This window comes from Mangrovicoccus algicola, from assembly GCF_014903745.1.
Lineage (GTDB): Bacteria > Pseudomonadota > Alphaproteobacteria > Rhodobacterales > Rhodobacteraceae > Mangrovicoccus > Mangrovicoccus algicola.
The window spans coordinates 75,236-96,673 of the sequence record NZ_JACVXA010000012.1 but is presented as its reverse complement, the minus strand read 5'-3'; the positions used below and the strand labels follow the sequence as shown (position 1 = coordinate 96,673).

The 21,438-nt window shown below is 69.0% G+C and carries 20 protein-coding genes and 6 tRNA genes; 8 read left to right on the top strand and 18 right to left on the bottom strand.

The window, feature by feature from the left end:
* From ICN82_RS06460 to ICN82_RS06445, 4 genes are all read right to left on the bottom strand, one after another.
* On the bottom strand, positions 1 to 806 hold an 806-nt coding region (locus ICN82_RS06460; RefSeq protein WP_226898316.1), incomplete at its 3' end, for a hypothetical protein.
* A gap of 393 nt (positions 807 to 1,199) precedes the next feature.
* A tRNA-Asn gene (locus ICN82_RS06455) sits at positions 1,200 to 1,274 on the bottom strand.
* Positions 1,275 to 1,366: 92 nt separating this feature from the next.
* Positions 1,367 to 1,441, bottom strand: a tRNA-Asn gene (locus ICN82_RS06450).
* Positions 1,442 to 1,458: 17 nt separating this feature from the next.
* Complete coding sequence (locus ICN82_RS06445; protein WP_193180892.1) at positions 1,459 to 2,430, bottom strand: MBL fold metallo-hydrolase; 972 nt, start codon at positions 2,428 to 2,430, stop codon at positions 1,459 to 1,461.
* 59 nt (positions 2,431 to 2,489) lie between these two features.
* Here ICN82_RS06445 and ICN82_RS06440 point away from each other — a divergent pair, with 59 nt between their 5' ends.
* Positions 2,490 to 3,806 carry an ATP-binding protein gene (locus tag ICN82_RS06440; protein WP_193180890.1) on the top strand — a complete coding sequence of 439 codons (1,317 nt, stop codon included), beginning with the start codon at positions 2,490 to 2,492 and terminating at the stop codon, positions 3,804 to 3,806.
* A gap of 12 nt (positions 3,807 to 3,818) precedes the next feature.
* On the opposite strand, the gene ICN82_RS06435 is transcribed toward ICN82_RS06440, so the two are convergent.
* Positions 3,819 to 4,031 (bottom strand): hypothetical protein, encoded by a 213-nt coding sequence (locus tag ICN82_RS06435; RefSeq protein WP_193180888.1) that lies wholly within the window; start codon positions 4,029 to 4,031, stop codon positions 3,819 to 3,821.
* 234 nt (positions 4,032 to 4,265) lie between these two features.
* Between ICN82_RS06435 and ICN82_RS06430 the strand changes: the two genes are divergently transcribed.
* Positions 4,266 to 4,688 carry a group III truncated hemoglobin gene (locus ICN82_RS06430; protein ID WP_193180886.1) on the top strand — a complete coding sequence of 141 codons (423 nt, stop codon included), beginning with the start codon at positions 4,266 to 4,268 and terminating at the stop codon, positions 4,686 to 4,688.
* Between the two features lie 20 nt (positions 4,689 to 4,708).
* Here ICN82_RS06430 and ICN82_RS06425 read toward each other — a convergent pair whose 3' ends face one another.
* Positions 4,709 to 5,788 (bottom strand): PA0069 family radical SAM protein, encoded by a 1,080-nt coding sequence (locus ICN82_RS06425; RefSeq protein ID WP_193180884.1) that lies wholly within the window; start codon positions 5,786 to 5,788, stop codon positions 4,709 to 4,711.
* Between the two features lie 111 nt (positions 5,789 to 5,899).
* Here ICN82_RS06425 and ICN82_RS06420 point away from each other — a divergent pair, with 111 nt between their 5' ends.
* Positions 5,900 to 6,061, top strand: coding sequence for a hypothetical protein (locus ICN82_RS06420; RefSeq protein WP_193180882.1), 162 nt, complete (start codon positions 5,900 to 5,902; stop codon positions 6,059 to 6,061).
* Positions 6,062 to 6,064: 3 nt separating this feature from the next.
* Here ICN82_RS06420 and ICN82_RS06415 read toward each other — a convergent pair whose 3' ends face one another.
* Entirely contained in the window at positions 6,065 to 6,490 is a 426-nt protein-coding gene (locus ICN82_RS06415) for a SufE family protein (RefSeq protein WP_193180880.1), read from the bottom strand.
* 113 nt (positions 6,491 to 6,603) lie between these two features.
* Between ICN82_RS06415 and ICN82_RS06410 the strand changes: the two genes are divergently transcribed.
* A complete protein-coding gene (locus ICN82_RS06410) occupies positions 6,604 to 7,047 on the top strand; it encodes a hypothetical protein (protein WP_193180878.1) in 444 nt (147 codons plus the stop codon).
* 46 nt (positions 7,048 to 7,093) lie between these two features.
* Here the strand turns inward: ICN82_RS06410 and rnd are convergent, their stop codons facing one another.
* The 3 genes from rnd to purM form a co-directional block, all read right to left on the bottom strand.
* Complete coding sequence (rnd, locus tag ICN82_RS06405; protein ID WP_193180876.1) at positions 7,094 to 8,248, bottom strand: ribonuclease D; 1,155 nt, start codon at positions 8,246 to 8,248, stop codon at positions 7,094 to 7,096.
* A 67-nt stretch (positions 8,249 to 8,315) separates the two neighbouring features.
* Positions 8,316 to 8,909, bottom strand: coding sequence for a phosphoribosylglycinamide formyltransferase (purN, locus tag ICN82_RS06400; RefSeq protein ID WP_193180874.1), 594 nt, complete (start codon positions 8,907 to 8,909; stop codon positions 8,316 to 8,318).
* A complete protein-coding gene (purM, locus tag ICN82_RS06395) occupies positions 8,906 to 9,952 on the bottom strand; it encodes a phosphoribosylformylglycinamidine cyclo-ligase (protein ID WP_193180872.1) in 1,047 nt (348 codons plus the stop codon). Before purM ends, purN begins: the two co-directional genes overlap by 4 nt.
* Before the next feature lie 116 nt (positions 9,953 to 10,068).
* Between purM and ICN82_RS06390 the strand changes: the two genes are divergently transcribed.
* A tRNA-Ile gene (locus tag ICN82_RS06390) sits at positions 10,069 to 10,144 on the top strand.
* Positions 10,145 to 10,264: 120 nt separating this feature from the next.
* On the opposite strand, the gene ICN82_RS06385 is transcribed toward ICN82_RS06390, so the two are convergent.
* From ICN82_RS06385 to ICN82_RS06350, 8 genes are all read right to left on the bottom strand, one after another.
* A tRNA-Glu gene (locus ICN82_RS06385) sits at positions 10,265 to 10,339 on the bottom strand.
* Positions 10,340 to 10,363: 24 nt separating this feature from the next.
* Positions 10,364 to 10,438, bottom strand: a tRNA-Glu gene (locus ICN82_RS06380).
* A 23-nt stretch (positions 10,439 to 10,461) separates the two neighbouring features.
* A tRNA-Glu gene (locus tag ICN82_RS06375) sits at positions 10,462 to 10,536 on the bottom strand.
* A 75-nt stretch (positions 10,537 to 10,611) separates the two neighbouring features.
* Positions 10,612 to 12,354 carry a single-stranded-DNA-specific exonuclease RecJ gene (gene recJ / locus ICN82_RS06370; protein WP_193180869.1) on the bottom strand — a complete coding sequence of 581 codons (1,743 nt, stop codon included), beginning with the start codon at positions 12,352 to 12,354 and terminating at the stop codon, positions 10,612 to 10,614.
* A 104-nt stretch (positions 12,355 to 12,458) separates the two neighbouring features.
* Positions 12,459 to 13,430 carry a class II fructose-bisphosphatase gene (glpX, locus tag ICN82_RS06365; RefSeq protein ID WP_193180867.1) on the bottom strand — a complete coding sequence of 324 codons (972 nt, stop codon included), beginning with the start codon at positions 13,428 to 13,430 and terminating at the stop codon, positions 12,459 to 12,461.
* Positions 13,431 to 13,482: 52 nt separating this feature from the next.
* Entirely contained in the window at positions 13,483 to 14,769 is a 1,287-nt protein-coding gene (locus ICN82_RS06360; RefSeq protein ID WP_193180865.1) for a homoserine dehydrogenase, read from the bottom strand.
* A gap of 574 nt (positions 14,770 to 15,343) precedes the next feature.
* Positions 15,344 to 15,661: a hypothetical protein gene (locus ICN82_RS06355; RefSeq protein WP_193180863.1), complete on the bottom strand. Its 318-nt coding sequence runs from the start codon at positions 15,659 to 15,661 to the stop codon at positions 15,344 to 15,346.
* A gap of 111 nt (positions 15,662 to 15,772) precedes the next feature.
* Positions 15,773 to 16,984, bottom strand: a complete 1,212-nt coding sequence (locus ICN82_RS06350) for a flagellin (RefSeq protein WP_193180861.1) — start codon at positions 16,982 to 16,984, stop codon at positions 15,773 to 15,775.
* 339 nt (positions 16,985 to 17,323) lie between these two features.
* On the opposite strand from ICN82_RS06350, the gene ICN82_RS06345 reads away from it, so the two are divergent.
* From ICN82_RS06345 to dnaG, 3 genes are all read left to right on the top strand, one after another.
* Positions 17,324 to 17,767 carry a hypothetical protein gene (locus ICN82_RS06345; RefSeq protein ID WP_193180859.1) on the top strand — a complete coding sequence of 148 codons (444 nt, stop codon included), beginning with the start codon at positions 17,324 to 17,326 and terminating at the stop codon, positions 17,765 to 17,767.
* Positions 17,768 to 17,852: 85 nt separating this feature from the next.
* Complete coding sequence (locus ICN82_RS06340; RefSeq protein WP_193180857.1) at positions 17,853 to 19,298, top strand: Glu/Leu/Phe/Val family dehydrogenase; 1,446 nt, start codon at positions 17,853 to 17,855, stop codon at positions 19,296 to 19,298.
* Positions 19,299 to 19,349: 51 nt separating this feature from the next.
* Positions 19,350 to 21,344, top strand: a complete 1,995-nt coding sequence (dnaG, locus tag ICN82_RS06335; protein WP_193180854.1) for a DNA primase — start codon at positions 19,350 to 19,352, stop codon at positions 21,342 to 21,344.
* Positions 21,345 to 21,438 lie beyond the last annotated feature (94 nt).

Genomic DNA, 21,438 nt, shown 5'->3' with positions numbered 1-21,438 from the left:
AAGAGATAGGGGCTCCTCGTCTTACCGGTCGAATAGCTCAACAAGGACCCTTTCGCCAGGGCGGCGCGCGCCTTGTCCGAGAGGAGCGATTGATCGATCAGGATCTGAGGCTCCTCCCGCGGCATTGCGGAGGGCAACGGCGCCGCCTCCTTCGTCTTGGTGACGGCAATAGGCACGCGTTCCTGGGAAGAGGGCGCATGGGATGTATTGTCCTCGACAATGGGCGCTGCGGTCTCGGGCTCCACGCCAGTCGTGTCGACCTGGTTCTGACCGGGACAGGCCATCTGTGGTTCGGCCGGCGTGGTGGCCGCCGGCATGGTTGACACCGGCACGGAAATCGCGATTGGCGCGGCTGCGGGCGGGATGGCCGGGACCGGAGCTGGTGGTTGCGAGGCAAGTCGGGACATGGTGACCGTCGCGGAGGCCGACCGGCTTGCCGTGACGGACCGGAAGATCGGGGTCGCTTCCTCGTAGGTGCCGAGCTCGCGCCGTTCCCGTTCGCGCGACACGTCGAGCATGACACGCAGAGCCTCGAACGCCAGCGCGCGCCAGTCCGAGCTGGTCTCGTCGAGGGTCACGCCGAACTGCCTCGCCATCTCGCGCAAGGGGTCCGTGACCGGGGACCGATCACCGAGCGCCAGGGCCCGGCGCAGCATGTCCTGGGTTGCGCGCTCGGTCTGCGCCGCGAAATTCGCCGCCGCCTCGGAACGCGGTTCGGCCGACGCCCGCAGGGCTTCGTGGGCGGCGATCTGGCAGCGCGCCAATTCGGTCAGCAATGTCACGTGCTCGGGGCTCAGATGATCCACCGGTCTCTCCGTCGTCAGCGCGACGGCCAGGTCCGTGAGCGCCGTGAGGGCGCGGACGCGGCATGTCGCTTCGGAGAGGACGTCGGTCCGAAGGCTGAGACAGATGGCCGAACTTTGACCAGGGTTCGATATCTCCCGGAACGCGCGCGGAAGCCGGCGGCGGAAGAAGTAGCCCGAGGGGCGTCTTTCGAGATGGGGGGTGTGTGCGACTCCGGCCATGCGGGCAGCCTCCGAAACGGGTTCCAGGGCATCCGGGAGTCGCGGTGTGCACCGGTTCGGGCACGGATTTGTGCACCAATTTGTGCACGTGCACAGGTGGCTCCGACTCTGGTCGGAGGTCACCTCATGGGAAACCCAATGAAATAAGGCGTTTTGCCTATATCTGAGGGATTTTGGCTCCGGCGGTAGGGATCGAACCTACGACCAATTGATTAACAGTCAACTGCTCTACCGCTGAGCTACGCCGGACCAGTTCGGGCTTGCGCCCTGGATCCTCGCGGAGCATCTCCGCGGACCCGTTTCGGTGCTTTCGCACCCAGCATCCAAACCGAAGGTCGATTTGGCTCCGGCGGTAGGGATCGAACCTACGACCAATTGATTAACAGTCAACTGCTCTACCGCTGAGCTACGCCGGAACGCTGTGGAGCGGTGTCTACCCAAGCCCCCCGGGGGGCGCAAGGGGCGTTTTGCGGGCGGATCCGCTTTTTTCGGGCTGACGCAGCGAGAAGCGGGCCGTCGCGGAAAGCGCAGGTTCCGCAAGGACCAGCTCGCGCCGGACAAGCTCCACCAGATGCGCCAGAAGATTGCGCGCGGCGGCGGGCCAGAGTGCGGGCGGTGTCCCCTCGTAGACCCGCGCGGTCAGCCCGGACAGGTCGGCCGGCGCCCGGGCCAGCGCGTCGAGGATCTGCGCCTCGCGCGCATGGCGATGGGCAAGCAGCGTGTCGATGCGCGCCGCCGGGTCGGGTATCGCCGGGCCATGGCCGGGATGCAGGACGGTTTCGGGCCGCGCGCGCAGCCTCGCGCAGGAGCGCAGGAAATCGGCCAGGTCCCCGTCGGGCGGCGAAACCAGCGAGGAGGCCCAGCCCATCACCAGGTCGCCGGTGAAGATCGCGTCCCTCCAGGCGAAGGCCAGGTGGTTGCCCATGTGGCCGGGCGTATGCAGTGCCTCGATCCGGCCGTCGCCGAAAGGCAGGATCTCGCCATCCGCCAGGCAGCGATCGGGCGTGAATCCCGCATCGATCCCCTCGCCGCCGCCGATCGGCGCCGCCGCCGCCAGCCGGGTCATCACGGCGCTCCGCCCGGCCGTGGCGTTGCCGAAGGCGAGGACCGGGGCGCCGGTCGCGCGCGCAAGGGCAGGGGCAAGGGCGGAGTGATCGCGATGGGCATGGGTGACGAGGATCATGGTCAGCCCCTCTCTCTGCAGCGCGCCCAGCAGCGCCGCGAGATGGGCCGGATCGTCCGGGCCGGGATCGATCACCGCCCGGTCCGCGCCGCAGCTCAGCAGATAGCTGTTGGTGCCGCGGAAGGTCATGGGCGAGGGGTTGGGCGCCAGGATCCGGGCCAGCCCGGGGGCCAGGCGCTCGGGCTGGCCCGCTGCGGGACGTGTTTCTGCGGGGTCGGTCATCGGCGGCGCTCCGGCGTTTTGCCGCTTTGCGCGGCGGCTGGGTCTGCTAGAGCTAGGCCATGGCCGTGCCGAGTCTCAAACCCTATCTGCCCCAGAGCCTGACCGGGCGGGCGACGCTGATCCTGCTGCTGCCGGTCGTGATCCTCCAGCTGGTCGTGTCGGTGGTCTTCATCCAGCGCCATATCGACGATGTCACGGCGCAGATGTCCGAGGGCGTGCTGCTGGAACTGCATTACCTCCTGGACGAAATCGGCGATGCGCCGACCCTGGGCGAGGCGCGGCTGGTGGCGCGCGACCTGGGACCGAAACTGCAGATCCGGGTGACCATCCCCGCCCAGGACGAACTGAGCGACGGGTATCGCTGGTACGACCTCTCGGGCTGGCGGGTGATCTCGGCCCTGCGCGAGGGGCTGCCGGAGGCGGAGGTGATCGACCTGAAACGGTCGAAAAGCAGCGTCCACATGCGCGTGCCCACCCGCTATGGCAGCGTCGATCTGCGCTTTCCGCGGCAGAGGATCTCGGCCGCCAATCCGCATCAGCTGCTGGTGCTGATGATCACGACCGGGCTGCTGATGTCGGCCATCGCCTATCTTTTCCTGCGCAACCAGCTGCGGCCGATCACCCGGCTTGCGGCCGCTGCGCAGGCCTTCGGCAAGGGGCGGCACACCGCCTACAAGCCCTCGGGCGCGCGCGAGGTGCGCGCGGCGGGCCTGGCCTTCCTCGACATGCGCGACCGGATCGAGCGGCAGATCGAGAGCCGCACGCTGATGCTGTCGGGGATCAGCCACGACCTGCGCACGCCGCTGACCCGGATGCGGCTGGAACTGGGACTGATGGAGGAAAGCGAGGAGGTGGAGGCACTGACCCGCGACGTGGCGGACATGGAACGGCTGGTCAACGAGTTCCTCGCCTTCGCCCGCGGCGATGCCCTGGAGGCGCCCGAGCCGGTGGACGCGGCGGCGATGCTGCAGGATTTCGTCGGCCGCGCCTCCCGCGGCGGACAGCCGGTCAGCCTGGGGCGCTGCGACGAGACCGGCATCGTGCAGCTGCGCCCGATGGCGGTGGCGCGGGCGCTGGACAATCTGGTGGGCAATGCCGTGCGCTATGGCAGCCACGCCTGGGTCAGTCTCGAGGCCGGGCGGCAGGCGCTGATCCTGCGGGTGGAGGATGACGGGCCGGGCATTCCCGAGGCCGAGCGCGACCAGGCGGTCAAGGCCTTCGCCCGGCTGGACCCGGCACGCAACCAGAACCTGCCCGGGGTGGGGCTGGGCCTGTCCATCGCCGCCGATATCGCCCGCAGCCATGGCGGCCAATTGCGGCTGGGCAGCAGCGCATCCCATGGCGGGCTTCGCGCGGATCTGGTGCTGGCGCGCTAGCGGTCCCGCGCCTCACCGCGGGCGGGGGCCCGGGGCCGGGGCGGCACTGGCCAGATCGGCACGGAGCTGATCGCGCAGCGCCTCCGCCGCGGCGGATTGCAGCCGGCGGTGGCGCGCCGCGCGGCGCCGCAATTCGGGACTGCCGCCCAGCTCGGCCCCGGCCTGCCACAGGCCCAGTGCGCTGAGCTGGCGCAGGGAGAAAAGCGCGATCTTGAGGTAAATCATCGGTGTCTCCGTCAGAACCATGATCCCCCCGCCGTCCCATCTGATGCGATGCCGCGCCGACGCAAGAAACGGCGTGGTGAACACCCTTCCTTCCAGCAGATCGCCATCCGTCATGCCTGCGAAACAGGCGGCATTGCGCCGGGATGCCTTCAAGGCGGGCAGCCGCCGGTTGCGGTGGCTCGGGCCGGGGAGGCGCGCTATGCTGCGACCGTCCGCCATCCGAGGAGAGGCCCCATGCCCGCCGATGCCGCGCAGCATCCCCTGCAAAGCGACCAGATCGACCGCCTTGTCGCGGTCTTCTATGCCAGGCTGCGGCAGGATCCCCAGCTGGGCCCGGTTTTTGCCGCGGCGATCGGACCCGACGCGGCCTGCTGGCGGCGCCACGAGGCCTGGATCGCGGGGTTCTGGCGCAAGGCGACGGGGCTGGACCGCTCCGCGTATGAGGGCAATCCGCAGCAGGTCCATAGTGCCAATCCCGATATCGCCCCCGGGCATTTCGACATCTGGCTGTCCCATTTCCGGGCCGCGGCCGAAGAGGTGCTGGCGCCGGAGCAGGCGGCGGCAATCCATGCCATGGCGACGCGGATCGGCCGAGGGATGCGCATCGGCGTTCAGGCCGCCCGCCAGCCCCAGGGGGCGCCGCCGGTCCTGTCCTGAGCGCGGGGCCCGCGGTCGGCTCAGAACAGGCTGAGCTGGTCGCCGGGACGGGGAGGGACGCGGAACTGCGCCAGGTCCAGCGGGGGCAGCGGCCCGTCCAGCCCCAGCCTGCGGGCCGCCAGCTCGAAGCGGCGCGCCACGAGGTTGGCATGGACCCCCTCGCCGCGCATCCGCCGTCCCCAGTCGGGACGATAGTCGCGCCCGCCCTGGGTTTCGCGCAGGCGCGCCATCACCCGGGCGGCCCGGTCGGGATAGTGTTCCTGCAGCCAGTCGCGGAACAGGTCTGCCACCTCCAGCGGCAGGCGCAGCATGATCCAGCTGGCCCCGCGTGCCCCCGCGGCCTTGCCCGCCTCCAGCACGCGCTCGATCTCGTGATCCGTGAGGGCGGGGATGACCGGCGACATCATGATCCGCACGGGCACCCCCGCCCGCGACAGCCGCGCGATCGTGCCCAGGCGCCGCGCGGGGACGGGGACGCGCGGCTCCATCTTCCGCGACAGTGCCGGGTCCAGCGTGGTGACGGAGATGCCGACCTGCACCAGGCCGCGTTCGGCCAGGCGCGACACCAGGTCCAGATCGCGCTCGATCAGCGTCCCCTTGGTGGTGATCGTCACGGGATGGCGGAAATCCAGAAGCACCTCCAGGATGCGCCGCATCACCTCGTGCTGCTTTTCGATCGGCTGGTAGGCATCGGTATTGGTGCCGATGGCAATGGGCTGCGGGCTGTAGCCCGGCGCGGAGAGCTCGCGCGCCAGAAGATCGGGCGCATTCGGCTTGACCGTCAGCCTGGTTTCGAAATCCAGCCCCGGGGACAGGCCCAGATAGGCGTGGCTGGGACGGGCATAGCAGTAGATGCAGCCGTGTTCGCAACCGCGATAGGGATTGATCGACCGGTCGAAGCCGATATCGGGAGAGGTGTTGCGCGTCAGGATCCGCCGGGCCTGTTCATGCGCGACATGGGTGCGCAGGAAGGGCAGGTCTTCGGCGATGTCCCATCCGTCATTGAAGGGCACATGGGCAAGAGCGTCGAAGCGCGGCGTGTCATTGCTGGCCGCGCCGCGGGCACGGCGTCTTTCGGGGGCGATGGGGTGTCTGCGCATGTCGGGCTCCATGCCGGAACCATGGAACAGACACGGAACATTTGCAAGCCGCCATGCGCATGGCTGGACCTGGGCACGGCGCATCCCCATCTGCGGTGAAAGGAGGGCCCGATGCCGTTACGTCTTTTCCTGTTCCTCGCCGGAGGCGCGGCCCTGGCGGCGGCGCTGACCATCGCGCTGGGATGGGGCCTGTCCGGGGAACTGCCCGGACCGGTCCTTGCCGTGGCGGTTCCGCTGGCAGTGGCGCTGGCGCTGGCGGTGCCGCGGCGCTGAGCCTCAGCCCGCGGCCTCGGCGGCCTGTTCGCGGATGCGCTGCACCATCGCGCGCACCCCGTTCGACCGCTGCGCCGACAGGTGTTCGTCCAGGCCCAGCCGCGCCAGTTCGGCATGGGCATCGACCTTCAGCACCTCGGCGACGCTCAGTCCCGAATAGAGTGCATGCAGCACCGCGATCAGGCCGCGCACGATCATGGCATCGCTTTCGCCGCGGAAATCATATTGCGCCGCGGGCCCGGTTCCCTCGATTCGCGGATGCAGCCAGACCTGGCTGGCGCAGCCATCGACCTTGGTGGCGGGAACCTGCAGCGCGGGGTCGAGCCCCTCCATCGCGCGGCCCAATTCGATCACGTGACGGTAGCGGTCTTCCCAGTCGTCCAGGAATTCGAACGTGTCGGCTATCTCTTCAAAGGCGGCACTGGCCATCGCGGTCTCCTTCGCAATGGTCCGAGGGGTAAGGGTTTTCCGGGCAGGGGTCCAGCCCGTGCGGCAAAGGGAGCGGCTTCCCCCGGCGCCGGTTTTGGGCTATCGCACGGGCCATGACACGCATCCTGACGACCCGCCGCACCGTCCTTCTGTCGCTTTCCGCTCTGGGGCTGACCGGAGCTTGCGGGCGCGATTCGCCGAACAGCCTCGAACCGAAGGGCGGCTATCCGAACCCGACGGCCGACGGACGCGAGCTGATCCCGGTTGTCGAGGAGATGAGCATCGAGCCCACGCCCGGCGGGGTGATCGTCACGGCGACGGGCCGGACGCTGCCGGGATACTGGGATGTCGCATTGGTGGCCCCGGCGGGGCCGCGAGCCGTCGAGACCGAGATCCGCCTGGAATTCCGCGTCCGCCCGCCGGTCAATCCGGTTCCCGCAGGCGCGCAGCCCGTGCACAGGGTCAGTGTCGGGCGGTTCATCTCGAATGCCGAGCTTGCCGGCGTGAGCAGCATCGCCGTTTCCGGCGCCACCAACAGCCGCAGCAGCCGCCGCTGAGACAGGCGGGGCCGGGGGCGGCAGGCGGCCGCCCCCGGCCCCGGGATCACAGCTCGACGATGGCGATTTCACCGCCGCGGGCCGAAAGCGCGATGCGTCCCTCGCACAGGCGCAGCGCATCCTCGCCGAAGACCGACCGCCGCCATCCCTTCAGCGCCGGCAGATCGCGTTCCCCGGCGGCAATGGCATCCAGTTCCGAGGTCGTGGCAACGAGTTTCTGTGCCACCCCGGCCGATTCCGCCTTGGCCTTCAGCAGCACCCGCAGCAGTTCCGAAAGGGCCTGGCTGGCCGGCGAGCGGTCGGGTTCGGGCTTGCGCGGAATGGCGTCGGCCGGGGCATTCATCCCGGCTTCGACCGCCGCCAGGATCCCGTCGGCAATCTCGCCCTTGCGCGCCTCGCGCAGCAGCAGCCGCGAGCGGGACAGGTCGGCCGGGCTGCGCGGCTTGGTGGAGGCCAGTTCGACCAGGGCGTCATCCTTGAACACCCGGCTGCGCGGGATGTTGCGCTCCTGCGCGAAACGTTCGCGGAATTCGGCCAGCGCCGCGACCACGCCCAGGAACTTGCCGCTATTGGTGCGGGTCTTGACGCGCTTCCACGCCTCCTCGGGGCGGGAGATGTAGGTCTCGGGATCGGTGAGGACCTGGATCTCCTCCTCCACCCAGCCCTTGCGCCCGGCCTTCTCCAGCTCGGCCGAGAGATATTCGTAGATCACCCGCAGATGCGTGACATCGGCCAGCGCATAGGCTTTCTGGGCATCGGTCAGCGGGCGGCGGCTCCAGTCGGTGAAGCGCGATGACTTGTCGAGGCTGGCGCGTGCGATGCGCTTCACCAGCGTCTCGTAGCCCACCTGTTCGCCGAAGCCGCAGACCATCGCCGCCACCTGCGTGTCGAAAAGCGGCTCGGGGATGACCCCGCCGTCATGATAGAAGATCTCGACATCCTGGCGCGCGGCATGGAAGACCTTGACCACATCGGTATTGCGGCACAGGTCGTAGACCGGGGAAAGGTCGATCCCCTCCGCCAGCGGATCGATCAGGACCGCGCTGTCCTCCTCCTCGCCGGGATAGGCGATCTGCAGCAGGCACAGCTTGGAATAATAGGTCCGTTCGCGCAGGAATTCGGTATCCACCGTCACATAGGGATGGCGGGCAGCCCGGTCGCAGAAATCGCGCAGCTCTTCCGTCGTGGTCAGGGTCTTCATCGGTTTCTTCTTTGCGTTCCGTGGGCTAGGCCGGGTGGCCAAGGATGCGGCGGCGGCTCGCGGGATGTCAAGCCAGCGTGAAGCGGCGGCGGTCGCCCCCGGCGAAGCGGCGCAGCGCCTCCGGGTACAGCCGGTGTTCCAGCGGCAGGACCCGCGCGGCAAGGCTCTCGGGGGTATCCTCGGCGAGGATCGGCAGGCTGGCCTGGCCGAGGATCGGACCGCCATCCAGTTCCGGCGTGACCTCGTGGACGGTGCAGCCATGTTCGGCATCGCCCGCCTCGATCGCCCGCGCATGGGTGTGCAGGCCGCGATATTTCGGCAGAAGCGAGGGGTGGATGTTCAGCATCCGCCCCTGCCAGCGGGTCACGAAGCCTTCGGTCAGCACGCGCATGAACCCGGCCAGGCACAGGATGTCGGGCCGGGCCTCTTCCAGGACGCGGGTCAGTTCCGCCTCGAAGGCGGGGCGGTCCTTGCCGAAGGGCCGGTGATCCACCACGGCGGTGGGGATGCCGCGTTCCGCCGCCCGGGCCAGCCCGCCCGCCCCGGCGGTATTCGCCAGAACCAGGCAGGGCCGGGCGGGATGGTCGCCGGTCATGGAGTCGGCAAGGGCGACCATGTTGGAGCCCCCGCCGGAAATCAGGATGGCGACGCGCTTGGTCACGCCAGCGTCCCCGCATAGGTCACGCCCGCGCCCGCGGTCACATGGCCCAGGCGAATGACGGACTCGCCCTCGGCGGCCAGCAGCGCCTCGATCTGCGCGGCGCGCTCCGCCGCCACGACCGCGACCATGCCGATGCCGCTGTTGAAGGTCTTCAGCATCTCGGCCTGCGACAGGCCGCCCGCCTCGGCCAGCCAGGCAAAGACCGGCGGCAGCGTCCAGGAGGACAGGTCGATCGTCACGCCCAGCCCCTCGGGCAGCACGCGCGGCACGTTTTCGGTCAGCCCGCCGCCGGTGATATGGGCCAGGGCATGGACCCCGCCCGCGTCGATCGCCGCCTTCAGCGGCTTGACATAGAGCCGGGTGGGGGTCAGCAGGGCGGCGCCCAGCGGGCCGTCGGCGAAGGGGGCGGGATCGTCCCAACCCAGCCCGGCCGCATCGACGATCCGGCGCACCAGCGAATAGCCGTTGGAATGCACCCCGTCCGAGGTCAGCCCCAGAAGGACGTCGCCGGCGGCGACCTCCGCGGGCAGATGCGCGCCGCGCTCCATCGCGCCGACGGCAAAACCCGCCAGGTCGAAGTCACCGGCGGGATACATGCCCGGCATTTCCGCCGTCTCGCCGCCGATCAGCGCGCAGCCCGACAGCTCGCAGCCCTTGGCGATGCCTTCGATCACCTGCGTCGCGGCCTCCAGCTCCAGCTTGCCGGTGGCGAAATAGTCGAGGAAGAACAGCGGCTCCGCGCCCTGGCAGATCAGGTCGTTGACGCACATGGCGACAAGGTCGATGCCGACGGTGGAGACATGGCCCGTGTCGATGGCCAGTCGCAGCTTGGTGCCGACCCCGTCGGTCGCGGCGACGAGGATCGGATCGTCATAGCCCGCCCCCTTGAGGTCGAACAGCGCGCCGAAGCCGCCCAGTCCCGACATGACGCCCGGGCGCGCGGTCGCCTTGGCCGCGGGCTTGATCCGCTCCACCAGCGCATTGCCTGCCGCGATATCCACCCCTGCCTCGGCATAGGTCAGGCCGTTCTTCTGCTCGCTCATCGTCGTGATCCCTCGCTGCGCGGGCTCCGCCTATAGCAGTCCCGGCAACAGTGCAATCGTCTCCGAGCCTGCGGCCCCTTGACGCCGTCCCCCCGTCTGGTAGCCCTTTTCGCGGCGGGCCTGTAGCTCAATGGTCAGAGCAGAGTGCTCATAACACTTTGGTTGGGGGTTCGAGTCCCTCCGGGCCTACCACGCCTTTCCGGAAAGCGACCCTGTCATGTGCCCGCGCGGCGCGAGGCGTGGACAAGCCTGCATGTGCAGGCCGACGGGCGGTCCTGCGGGGCGGTTTGCGGAAATGCAGGCATGGGGGAGTGGCAGTCCGTAGGGGAATCGAACCCCTCTTTCCAGGTTGAAAACCTGGCGTCCTAACCGATAGACGAACGGACCGCAGCCGGTGGCAGCGCCCGCAAGTGGCAGTCCGTAGGGGAATCGAACCCCTCTTTCCAGGTTGAAAACCTGGCGTCCTAACCGATAGACGAACGGACCGCGGCGTGGCGGCTGTGCCCGGATGGCAGTCCGTAGGGGAATCGAACCCCTCTTTCCAGGTTGAAAACCTGGCGTCCTAACCGATAGACGAACGGACCGCGCTTGCGTGAGGGGCTATTTAGAAAAACCGCCCCGGTATGGCAACAGGAAACCTGTGGATATCCGGCGATTTTTCAGCCTTCCGCAGCGTCCTCCAGGCGCAGCTGCACGGTGGTGCGGCCGTTCCAACTGTTGAGGTCGAGCCGGCCGGCCAGATGCGCGGTCATCCCCTGCCTTTCGCAGACGAAACGCCCCAGCTCGGTGTCGAAGGCGCCGAAGGCGATGGCCTCGATCCGGGTCTGCCCGTCGCTGGCCGTGACCCGCAGATGGCCCTCGCCGACCTGTCGGGCCGACTGGATGCGCAGCGAGGGGAAGGCGAAGCGCGGGGCAGGGGCGCCCGCGCCGAAAGGGCCGGCCGCCTCGATCGCGCCGACCAGGTCGACCGTGGCGCCTGCGGGCATCAGCACGCCGTCCAGCGCCAGGTCCTGGGGTCCCAGATCGGCCGCGCCCTGCCGCGCCAGCACCTCGGAGATCGCGGCCATCGCCTCTTCCAGGCGGTCCTGCGCGACGGTCAGGCCGGCCGCCATCTTGTGGCCGCCGCCCTTGAGCAGCAACCCCTCCATCGCCGCGCGCTGCACCGCCGAGCCCAGGTCGATCCCGGAGACCGAGCGGCCCGAGCCCTTGCCGATGCCGTTCTCCAGCCCGATCACGATGGAGGGCCGGTCGGTCGCCTCCTTCATGCGGCTGGCGACGATGCCGACCACGCCGGGATGCCAGCCTTCGCCCGCCGCCCAGACCAGCGGCGCATCGGTGCCGCGCGCCTCGGCCTGGGCCATGGCCTGGGCGCGGACCTTTGCCTCGATCTCGCGGCGCTCGCGGTTCAGATCCTCCAGCCGCGCGGCCAGGCCGGCCGCCTCCTCGGGATCGTCCGTGGCCAGGAGCCGCGCGCCCAGATCGGCGCGCCCGACCCGGCCCCCGGCATTGACCCGCGGCCCCAGCACGAAGCCCAGGTGATGGGCGGAGGGCGCGCCGTCGAGCCGCGCGCTGTCGGCCAGCGCGACGATCCCCGGTGTCTGGCGGCGCGCCATCACCGTCAGCCCCTGCATCACGAAGGCGCGGTTCACCCCGACCAGCGGCGCGACATCCGCCACCGTGCCGAGCGCCACCAGATCCAGCAGGCCGATCAGGTCCGGCCCGGCCTCGCCTGCCTCGCGCAGCTGCCGGTTGGCTTCGACCAGCGTCAGGAACACCACGCCGGCCGCGCAGAGATGGGCCAGGTCGCCGGTCTCGTCCTGGCGGTTGGGGTTCACCACGGCAAGCGCGCGGGGCAGGGTCTCGCCGCCCAGGTGGTGGTCCAGCACGACGACATCGACCGTCGCCGCCTCCAGCGCCTCGTGGGAAAGCGTGCCGCAATCGACGCAGAAGATCACGTCATGGCCCGCCGACAGCTCGGTCATGGCCGGGGCGTTGGGGCCGTAGCCCTCGTCGATCCGGTCCGGCACGTAAAGCGTGGCATCGACCCCGAAATGACGCAGCCAGCGGATCATCAGGGCCGCAGACGTGCCGCCATCGACATCGTAATCGGCAAAGACCGCGACGCGCTGGCGCGCCCGCGCGGCGGCGACCAGCCGCGCGGCGGCGGGCTGCATGTCCTTCAGGACGCGTGGGTCCGGCATCAGGTCGCGCAGCCGCGGGGCCAGGAAACTCTCGACCTCGGGGGCGGCGACGCCGCGCCGGGCGAGGATCTGGCACACGGCCTCCGGCCGGCCGGTCATCTGCGCCAGCGCCTCGGCGGCGCGCATCCGCTCCGCATCCGGCCCGGTCCAGCGCCGTCCCGTGGCGGAGGCCGTGACCCCCAGAAATGCCGTACCCGTCATGTCATCCGTCCTTCGCTGCGAAGGGCAGGGATACAGGCGGCGGCCGCCAAGGAAAAGCCCCGGTCGCCAGGGGCGCCGGGGCTCGGATCAGCGGTCTGCTCGGGTCAGGAGAACTGGACCGGGTTGCGGTAGAACATCCGCCGCACCGATCCGGTCTTGGAGCGCATGAGGATCGTCTCGGTGGTGAAGAAACCGGGCTCGCGCTTGATGCCCGAGACCAGCGAGCCGTCGGTGACGCCGGTCGCGGCGAAGATCACGTCCTCGGTCACCAGTTCGTCGCGATCGTAGATCTTGTCGAAATCGGTGACGCCCGCCTTGGTCGCGCGGCCGCGCTCGTCATCGTTGCGGAACAAGAGCTTGCCCCAGAACTGGCCGCCCATGCATTTCAGCGCGGAGGCCGCCAGAACGCCTTCCGGGGCGCCGCCCGATCCCATGTAGATGTCGATGCCGGTCTTGTAGGTCTCGGCGCAATGGATCACGCCCGCGACATCGCCATCGGTGATCAGCCGGATCGAGGCGCCGGTGGAGCGCAGCTGGTCGATCAGGTCGTCATGGCGCGGCCGTTCCAGCACGCAGCAGGCGATCTCGGGCGTGTCGACGCCCTTGGCCTTGGCCAGCGCCTGGATGCGCTCGACCGGGGTCATGTCGAGGCTGACGACATCCTTGTCATAGCCCGGCCCGATCGCCAGCTTCTCCATGTAGACATCCGGCGCATGCAGCATCGAGCCGCGCGGGCCCATGGCGATCACGGTCAGCGCGTTCGGCATGTCCTTGGCGGTCAGCGTGGTGCCTTCCAACGGGTCCAGCGCGATGTCGACGGCCGGGCCGTTGCCGGTGCCGACCTCTTCGCCGATATACAGCATCGGCGCCTCGTCGCGCTCGCCCTCGCCGATCACGACGACGCCGTTGATGTCCAGCATGTTCAGCTGGGTGCGCATGGCGTTCACCGCCATCTGGTCGGCGGCCTTCTCGTCGCCGCGTCCGATCAGCTTGGCCGAGGCCAGGGCCGCGGCTTCGGAAACACGCGCCAGGCCGAGCGACAGCATGCGGTCATTGAAATCAACTGGGGTGGCCATCAACGCACTCCTTAACTTTTCTGTCTTGCCGACAGGCCGGGGGGCCTGCCGCTTAGAGGCGCTCGATGCGGATCGCCACCGGCTCGCCCGCCAGAACGCCGGTTGCGGGCATCTGCGACAGGGCCGCGTCGAGATCCGCGCGAGTCGTCCTGTGCGTGACAATAAGGACAGGCGCGCTGGCTTCCGCGTGGCCATACTGACGCATCCGGTCGATCGAGATGCCGTTATTGCCCAGGATGGTCGCCACCTTGGCCAGGGCGCCCGGCTTGTCGTCGAGGATGAAGCGCAGATAATAGGGCGCTGGCGTCGCCGACATGGCCGCGGGACGTTCCACCAGCGTCGCGGCGGGCTGCCCGAAGGTGGGCAGCCGCAGCCCGCGGGCGATGTCCATGATGTCCGACAGCACCGCCGAGGCGGTGGGGCCTTCACCGGCCCCCGCGCCCTGCAGCACGATGCGGCCCGATTCGTCGCCTTCGACGACCACCATGTTGGTGGCGTTCTCCAGCTGGCCCAGCGGCGAATTGGCCGGCACCAGGCAGGGCGTCATGCGCTGTTCCAGCCCGCGCCCCGTCATCTGCGCCACGCCCAGCAGCTTCACCCGGTATCCCATGTCGGCGGCGCGGCTGATGTCCTCGATGGTGATGCGCTCGATCCCCTCCAGGTGGACGCCGTCGAAATTCACCTTGGTGCCGAAAGCGATGGCAGCCAGGATCGCTAGCTTGTGCCCGGCATCGATGCCGCCCACATCCAGCGTCGGATCGGCCTCCAGATAGCCCAGCTTGGCGGCCTCGGCGAAGACCTCGTCATAGCTCAGCCCGGCGGATTGCATCCGCGTGAGGATGTAGTTGCAGGTGCCGTTCATCACGCCCAGCACGCGCTCCACGCCGTTCCCGGCCAGTGCCTCGGTCAGCACCTTGACCGCCGGGATCGCCCCGGCCACCCCGGCCTCGTAGCGCAGGCAGCGCCCGGTTGCGTCGGCCAGCTCGGCCAGCTCCTGGCCATGGATCGCCATCATCGCCTTGTTGGCCGTCACCACGTCCTTCCCGGCGTCCAGCGCGGCGCGCGTCGCCTCCAGCGCCGGGCCGTCGGCGCCGCCCATCAGCTCGACGAACACATCCACATCCGCCCTGCGCGCCAGCGCCACCGGATCGGTTTCCCAGGCATAGGCGGACAGGTCGATGCCGCGGTCGCGGGCCGGATCGCGCGCGCAGACGGCGCTGATCTCCACCTCCCGCCCGGCGCGGGCGGACAGGAGCCCGGCCTTCTCCTGGACGATGCGGACCACGCCGCGACCGACCGTCCCAAGTCCGGCAATTCCTAGGCGCAGCGTGTCGGACATGGGGGATCTCCTGTTCTCGTCTCGGCCGGCGCTCCCTTAGCGGCTAAGGCGGGCCGGCGCAACGGCCCCGGGCGAAGCGCCTCGGCAACCGGGCCGGAACCGGTGCCGGAATCGGGCCCGCCCCTTGCCGCGCGGACGGGCCTGTCCCTCGCCGGGCCGGGTCCGGACCCGGGGGATTGCCGGCCTGCGCCGCCTTTCCCTGCGCCGGGGAAGGCCCGGCGGGGGACGGTTTCCGGCGACGGAGGGGCCGGAATGGCGATCGGTTCCCCGGATGGCGCCCCGTTCTCCCGGGGCGGCGCATCTCTTTCCGGGCGGCGCATGGTGGAACGTCCCATGGCAGGCCGGGCCTCTGGCCGGGACCGCCCGTGATCCCGGTCTTGCAGGCGCGGCGGCGCCCGGTCTGCGCATCGGAACGCGATGCATCGCGGCGGAGAGCAGAGGGCCGGGGGCGCAGGAGGCATGACGGGGCAGGCGGCATTTACCCCCATCGGCGTCTTGGAGTCCTCCGCCGGGGCGGGTTCGGCGGCCGGGGCCAGGATCCTCCGCCGCCGGGCGCAGGACGGCCCGGCCACGGCTATTGGCGGTCGCGCAGGGCGGCGGCGCGGTCTTCCAGCCGGTCGGCGCGGGCCGCCAATGCGGCATTCCCCGCCGCCGCGCTGGCGCCGAGCTGGTCGCGCCGCGCGGTCAGGGCGGCATTGCGCGCATCGAGCTCGGCAGCCGCCGTTGACGCTTCGGTCGCTTCGGCAAGGGCCTGTCCGCGCAGCGGTACGAATTCCGGGGGAGGGCCCGCCAGGGTGCTGCGATCCTCGGAGGCGCGGTATTCCGCGGGGACACAGCCGGCCAGGGCCGGAAGCAGGCAGAGAAACAGCAGCGGACTGGCATGGCGGGGCAAGGGCGGGTCTCCGGTCGGTCAGGCCCCTGATTATCCCATGGCGCGCGCCGGAGAAAGCGGCGTGCGCGTGAAAGGCGCGCCGGAATGGCGCGCCTGCGGGGAAAGCGGCGCTCAGCGGAACAGGGACAGGACGTTCTGCGGTGCCTGGTTGGCGATGGAAAGCGCCTGGATGCCCAGCTGCTGCTGGACCTGCAGGGCCTGCAGCCGGGCGGAGGCCTCCTCCATGTCGGCATCGACCAGCGATCCGATGCCTGCCCGCATCGAATCCGTCAGCTTCGAGACGAAAGCGGCCTGGGTGTCGATCTGGTTGCCGACGGAGCCGAAGGCCGCGGCGGCGTCGATGGCGGTGGAGATCAGCGTTTCCATGGTGATCAGCTGGGCCGCCAGCGTCCCGGCATTGGTCGCATCGATGGTCGAAAGCTGGGACAGGCCGCCCGCGCCCTCGTCGCCGAACTGCCCCGTGACGGTCAGGTCGAGCGTGCCGGAATTGGTGAAGGTCAGCTGTCCGGGCACCGCGCTGTCATATGCGACGACCAGCCCCGAGATGTTGAAGGATTCGATCTGCGCCTTGAGATTTGTCGCGACGATGTCCTCGGGCGTGTTGCCCGCGGCGATGTCGTTGGCGCTCACCGTGTAGCTGGCACGGTAGCCCGCGATGTTGATGTTGATGCTTTCGCCGACATCGTAGGTGGGATTGCCGATGACCACGGCATCCGTCCCCCCGGCATTGTCGAGCGACATCACGAATGTATCCCCGGCCAGCGAGACCACCGTCGCCGTGCCGCCGGAGAAGACGGTCTTGGCCGTGTAGCCGCCCGAGCCGAGATTCTGCGCCAGGACGCTGATGTAATTGGCGGTTACCGTGCCGGTGGAATCGCGGTCGATGGAGGAAAGGACATTGGTCGTGGCCGTGCTGCCGTCGACGAGGTTCAGGCCGTTGAACTGGGCGGCGCTGACCACCGAGGAAATCTGGTTCTTCAGCGCGTCGACATCGTTGTTGAGCTTGGTGCGGTCGACATTGTCGCCCTGCGCGGCGACGATCTTGGTCTTGATCTCGTTGAGCAGGTCCTGGATCGTCTCCGCCGCCGTCTGGGCCACGGCCACCGTGGATTCGCCCAGAGACAGGCTGTCGGAAATCGCACGGAAGCCGTTCACATCGGATTCCATGACCTTGGAGATCGCCCAGATCGCGGAATTGTCTTTCGCATTGGCGATCGTCTTGCCGGTGGAAATCTCGCTCTGGACCTTTTCGAGGCCCGTATTGATGGATTTCAGCGTTTGCAGCGCGACCATCGCGCTGGTATTCGTCAAAATACTGGACATCTGCCCACGGTTCCCTTCTTTGGCGCAGTTCGGCGCCGAGATACATTCGAGGTCCGATTGAACCCTGTGCGCAGCCATTCTGATCTTACGATCCGCCTTCCGCGGCCGTGCCGTCCCTTCGGAACGCCGTGGCAGCTAAGGACAGAATGGCTAATGAACGGATAATGGTTGCCGGGCTCTGCGCGCAGGGGACCGGGGCCGTCGGCGGGACGGGCCTTTGCGCCGCGCCGGAATCGAGAGGCTCGAAAGATGAATGACGCCGGAAATCCAGAGGGTTGGCAGGCAGACACGCAGGATGCTGCCGGACAGGCGCCGCTGGCGGTCCTGTTTCCTTCGAGAATGCGCGTAATTTTAGCCGTCATTCTTCTTGCCGGGCTCGGCGTGCTGCTGACGACCCTTTCGGTCAGCGAGGAACTCGACGGCGCCATGGTCCGCATCTGCGTGCTGGCCGTCGCGGCCGGGGCGCTCGGTGCCGCCTGGAAGGTTTGGCGCAGCGCCGGGCAGGGGCTTGTGCTGCGGCCCGACCGGGTCGTCGCCAGCGACGGGCGGACCGTCTTCCTGCTATCGGATGTGCGGCGGCTGGAACGCGGCGTCTTCGCGGTCAAGCCCGCCAATGGCGTGGTCGTGACCCTGTCGGCCCGCGACGGGGCGCGCTGGGTGCCGGGCCTGTGGTGGCGCACCGGACGCAGGGTGGGGATCGGCGGCATGACGCCCAAGGCCCAGACCCGCGCCTTTGCCGACCGGCTGGAGCAGCGCCTCGCCGAGGTGCCGCGCCAAGCTTAGCAGAAGATTCACCAGTGCCGGAGAAGTCTCATCCATGATGGCGGGGCGCCCGAGTCGTCCCTGCCCGCGACCGGAAGGAAGAGCCATGACCACATCGCCCAGCCCGCAGGTGCCGGAGCCCGGTTTCCGTCAATCCGTCGACATGATGTTCAACCATGCCGTCGCGCTGATGGACCTGCCCTCGGGGCTGAAGGAGAAGATCCGCGTCTGCAACGCCACCTATACCGTGCGCTTCGGCGTCCGGCTGCGCGGCCAGATCCAGACCTTCACCGGCTACCGCGCCATCCATTCGGAACATACCGAACCGGTCAAGGGCGGCATCCGCTACGCGATGGGGGTCCACCAGGACGAGGTGGAGGCGCTGGCGGCGCTGATGACCTACAAATGCGCATTGGTGGAGGCGCCCTTCGGCGGCTCCAAGGGCGGGTTGCGCATCGATCCGCGCCAGTACGAGGAGCACGAGCTGGAGGCCATCACCCGGCGCTTCGCCTATGAACTGATCAAGCGCGACCTGATCCATCCCAGCCAGAACGTGCCCGCGCCCGACATGGGGACGGGCGAACGGGAAATGGCCTGGATCGCCGACCAGTATGCCCGCATCCAGACCACCGACATCAATGCCCGCGCCTGCGTCACCGGCAAGCCGCTCAATGCGGGGGGCATCCAGGGCCGGGTCGAGGCGACCGGCCGCGGGGTGCAATACGCATTGCGCGAATTTTTCCGCCATCCCGACGACATGGCCGAAGCGGGGCTGACCGGCACGCTCGACGGCAAGCGCATCATCGTGCAGGGGCTGGGCAATGTCGGCTATCACGCGGCGAAATTCCTGTCGGAGGAGGACGGGGCGCGCATCGTCGCCGTGATCGAACATGATGGCGGGGTGATCGATCCTTCCGGCATCGACATCGAGTCGCTGCGCCTCTGGATCGCGGAGCATGGAGGGGTGCGCGACTATCCCCATGCCCAGGTGGTGCCGGACGGGGCGGTCCTTCTGGAGGAGCCCTGCGACATCCTGGTGCCCGCCGCGCTGGAAGGCGTCATCAACCTCGAGAATGCGGAACGCATCCGCGCGAAACTGGTGATCGAGGCGGCCAACGGACCGGTGACGGCCGGGGCCGACGAGGTGCTGCGCCGCCGCGGCATCCTGGTCATTCCCGATCTCTATGCGAATGCCGGGGGGGTGACGGTCAGCTATTTCGAATGGGTGAAGAACCTGGGCCATATCCGGTTCGGCCGGATGCAGCGGCGCCAGGAAGAGGCGCGCCACCAGCTCGTGGTCGACGAACTGGAACGCATCGTTTCCTCGATGGGCAACGGCATGACCCTGTCGGAAGGATTCAAGACCCAGTACCTGCGCGGCGCGGGCGAACTGGAACTGGTGCGCTCGGGGCTGGATGACACGATGCGCACCGCCTACCAGTCGATGAGCGCGCTGTGGCGGCGCAGGGCGGATGTTCCGGACCTGCGCACCGCCGCCTACATCGTCGCCATCGGCCGGGTGGCGGAAAGCTATCGCGCGAAGGGGCTTTAGCCGCGTCGGGTCCTCTGGCATCCGCCGCGGGCTTGGGTCATATTGGCGGTCATGAGTCTCCCTCCCGGTTTCCTCGATGAATTGCGCAGCCGTGTCAGCCTGGCCCAGGTGGTCGGCCGCAAGGTCATGTGGGACAGCCGCAAGTCCAAACAGGGCAAGGGCGACATGTGGGCGCCCTGTCCGTTCCACCAGGAAAAATCCGCCTCTTTCCACGTGGATGACCGCAAGGGATTCTATTACTGCTTCGGCTGCCACGCCAAGGGCGACGCCATCGGCTTCGTCAAGGATACCGAGAATGTGGGCTTCATGGAGGCGGTGGAGATCCTCGCGCGCGAGGCGGGGATGCCCATGCCCCAGCGCGATCCGCAGGCCCAGAAACGCGCCGACCGCCGCAGCCAGCTGGCCGAGGTCATGGAACAGGCGGTGCGATATTACCGGATGCAGCTGGGCAGCGGCGCCGCCGAGGAGGCGCGCGCCTATCTGCAGCGCCGCGGCCTGTCGCAGGAGGGGCAGGACCGCTTCGGCATCGGTTTCGCCCCTAACCAGCGCCGGGGCCTGTTCGAGGCGCTGCGCGCCCGCGGCATCGAGGAGGCGCTGATCGTCGATGCCGGACTGGCGGCGCGTCCCGACGATGGCGGCCCGCCCTATGACCGGTTCCGCGGGCGCATCATGTTTCCGATCCGCGATGCCCGGGGGCGCTGCATCGCCTTCGGAGGCCGGTCAATGGACCCCAATGCCCGGGCCAAGTACCTGAATTCCCCCGAGACGGAGCTGTTCGACAAGGGGCGCAGCCTGTACAATCACGGCCCCGCGCGGGAAGCGGCGGGCAAGGGCCAGCCGCTGATCGTGGCCGAAGGCTACATGGATGTGATCGCCCTCGTCGAGGCCGGGTTCGGCGGCGCGGTTGCGCCGCTGGGCACGGCGGTGACGGAGAACCAGCTTCAGCTGATGTGGCGGATCGCGCCCGAACCGGTGATCGCGCTGGATGGCGACAAGGCGGGGCTGCGCGCGGCGATGCGCGTGATCGACCTGGCGCTGCCGCTGCTGGGGGCGGGACGATCGCTGCGCTTCGCCCTGATGCCGCCGGGCAAGGATCCCGATGACCTGATCAAGGCCGAAGGCCCCGGCGCGATGCAGGCGATCCTCGACAAGGCGAGGCCTCTTGTCGACCTGCTGTGGCAGCGCGAGACCGAGGGACAGAGTTTCGACAGCCCGGAACGCAAGGCGGCGCTGGACCAGCGGCTGCGCGAGCTGATCGGACGGATCGCAGATCCGGGGCTGCGCCAGCATTACGGCCAGGCGATCCGCGATCTGCGCTGGGGACTCTTCCGTCCCGGCCGCAAGGAGCAGCGGCCCGGCGGGGGCGCGGGTGCCCGCGGCGGGTTCACGCCCGGCGGCGGTACCGCCCGCCGCCTTCTGCCGGTGCAGCCGCGCCCCGAGACCTGTGCGACACCGCTGGCGCGGGACCCCGACAACCGTGCGGGCGAACGCATCCGCGAAATGTCGATCCTGGCCGCCTGCCTGCTGGAGCCGCGCGTCGTCGCGACCTTCGAGGCCGATCTGGACCGGCTGCAGATGCTCGAAACCGAGCACGGGGCGCTGCTGCGGGCGATCCTCACCCAGGCGCCCGAAGCGCCGTCTTCCGGATATCTGGACGCGATCCGCGACGCGGCCGGGCCGGGCACCGTTGACAGCGTGCTGATCAGCCCCCATGTGCGCGTGACCCCGGTCTTCAAGCATCGCGGCAATCTCGAGGTCGCGGTCTCGACACTGGCTGAATCGCTAGCCAAGCTGCAATCCGAGCGCGGGTTGCGCCTGGAGATCGAGGAGGCGGCCGAGGAGATCGGGCAGGGGCGCGCCGAATACGTGACCTACCGGCTGGCCCAGGCCGCCGAGGCCCGCAACCGCGCGGAACGCGCGCATATGGAAAAGGACAGCGCCTTCGACGTTGCGGAGAACGGCGCGCGGCTCGATCGGGACGAGCGGGACGCATTCAGACGGCTGCTGGACCAGCTGCCGCTCGGAGAATCAGGCAAGGACCGGTGATTCGATTCGTAATCGGGGAAGAATCACTCATAATTGCCTGCTAGACAGTGACAGAATCAGCGACGGACACTAGGTGAGTCGCCCGGGACCCGTG

Excerpts from the sequence above, each read along its gene's own strand:
- ICN82_RS06410 (WP_193180878.1), top strand. The coding sequence starts at position 6,604 with ATGACACGCATCCTGACGACCCGCCGCACCGTCCTTCTGTCGCTTTCC.
- dnaG (WP_193180854.1), top strand. The coding sequence starts at position 19,350 with ATGAGTCTCCCTCCCGGTTTCCTCGATGAATTGCGCAGCCGTGTCAGC.
- recJ (WP_193180869.1), bottom strand. The coding sequence starts at position 12,354 with ATGACGGGTACGGCATTTCTGGGGGTCACGGCCTCCGCCACGGGACGG.
- ICN82_RS06435 (WP_193180888.1), bottom strand. The coding sequence starts at position 4,031 with ATGATTTACCTCAAGATCGCGCTTTTCTCCCTGCGCCAGCTCAGCGCA.
- ICN82_RS06360 (WP_193180865.1), bottom strand. The coding sequence starts at position 14,769 with ATGTCCGACACGCTGCGCCTAGGAATTGCCGGACTTGGGACGGTCGGT.
- ICN82_RS06440 (WP_193180890.1), top strand. The coding sequence starts at position 2,490 with ATGGCCGTGCCGAGTCTCAAACCCTATCTGCCCCAGAGCCTGACCGGG.
- ICN82_RS06425 (WP_193180884.1), bottom strand. The coding sequence starts at position 5,788 with ATGCGCAGACACCCCATCGCCCCCGAAAGACGCCGTGCCCGCGGCGCG.
- ICN82_RS06420 (WP_193180882.1), top strand. The coding sequence starts at position 5,900 with ATGCCGTTACGTCTTTTCCTGTTCCTCGCCGGAGGCGCGGCCCTGGCG.
- ICN82_RS06350 (WP_193180861.1), bottom strand. The coding sequence starts at position 16,984 with ATGTCCAGTATTTTGACGAATACCAGCGCGATGGTCGCGCTGCAAACG.
- purM (WP_193180872.1), bottom strand. The coding sequence starts at position 9,952 with ATGAGCGAGCAGAAGAACGGCCTGACCTATGCCGAGGCAGGGGTGGAT.
- ICN82_RS06345 (WP_193180859.1), top strand. The coding sequence starts at position 17,324 with ATGCGCGTAATTTTAGCCGTCATTCTTCTTGCCGGGCTCGGCGTGCTG.
- ICN82_RS06415 (WP_193180880.1), bottom strand. The coding sequence starts at position 6,490 with ATGGCCAGTGCCGCCTTTGAAGAGATAGCCGACACGTTCGAATTCCTG.
- ICN82_RS06430 (WP_193180886.1), top strand. The coding sequence starts at position 4,266 with ATGCCCGCCGATGCCGCGCAGCATCCCCTGCAAAGCGACCAGATCGAC.
- ICN82_RS06340 (WP_193180857.1), top strand. The coding sequence starts at position 17,853 with ATGACCACATCGCCCAGCCCGCAGGTGCCGGAGCCCGGTTTCCGTCAA.
- rnd (WP_193180876.1), bottom strand. The coding sequence starts at position 8,248 with ATGAAGACCCTGACCACGACGGAAGAGCTGCGCGATTTCTGCGACCGG.
- ICN82_RS06445 (WP_193180892.1), bottom strand. The coding sequence starts at position 2,430 with ATGACCGACCCCGCAGAAACACGTCCCGCAGCGGGCCAGCCCGAGCGC.
- glpX (WP_193180867.1), bottom strand. The coding sequence starts at position 13,430 with ATGGCCACCCCAGTTGATTTCAATGACCGCATGCTGTCGCTCGGCCTG.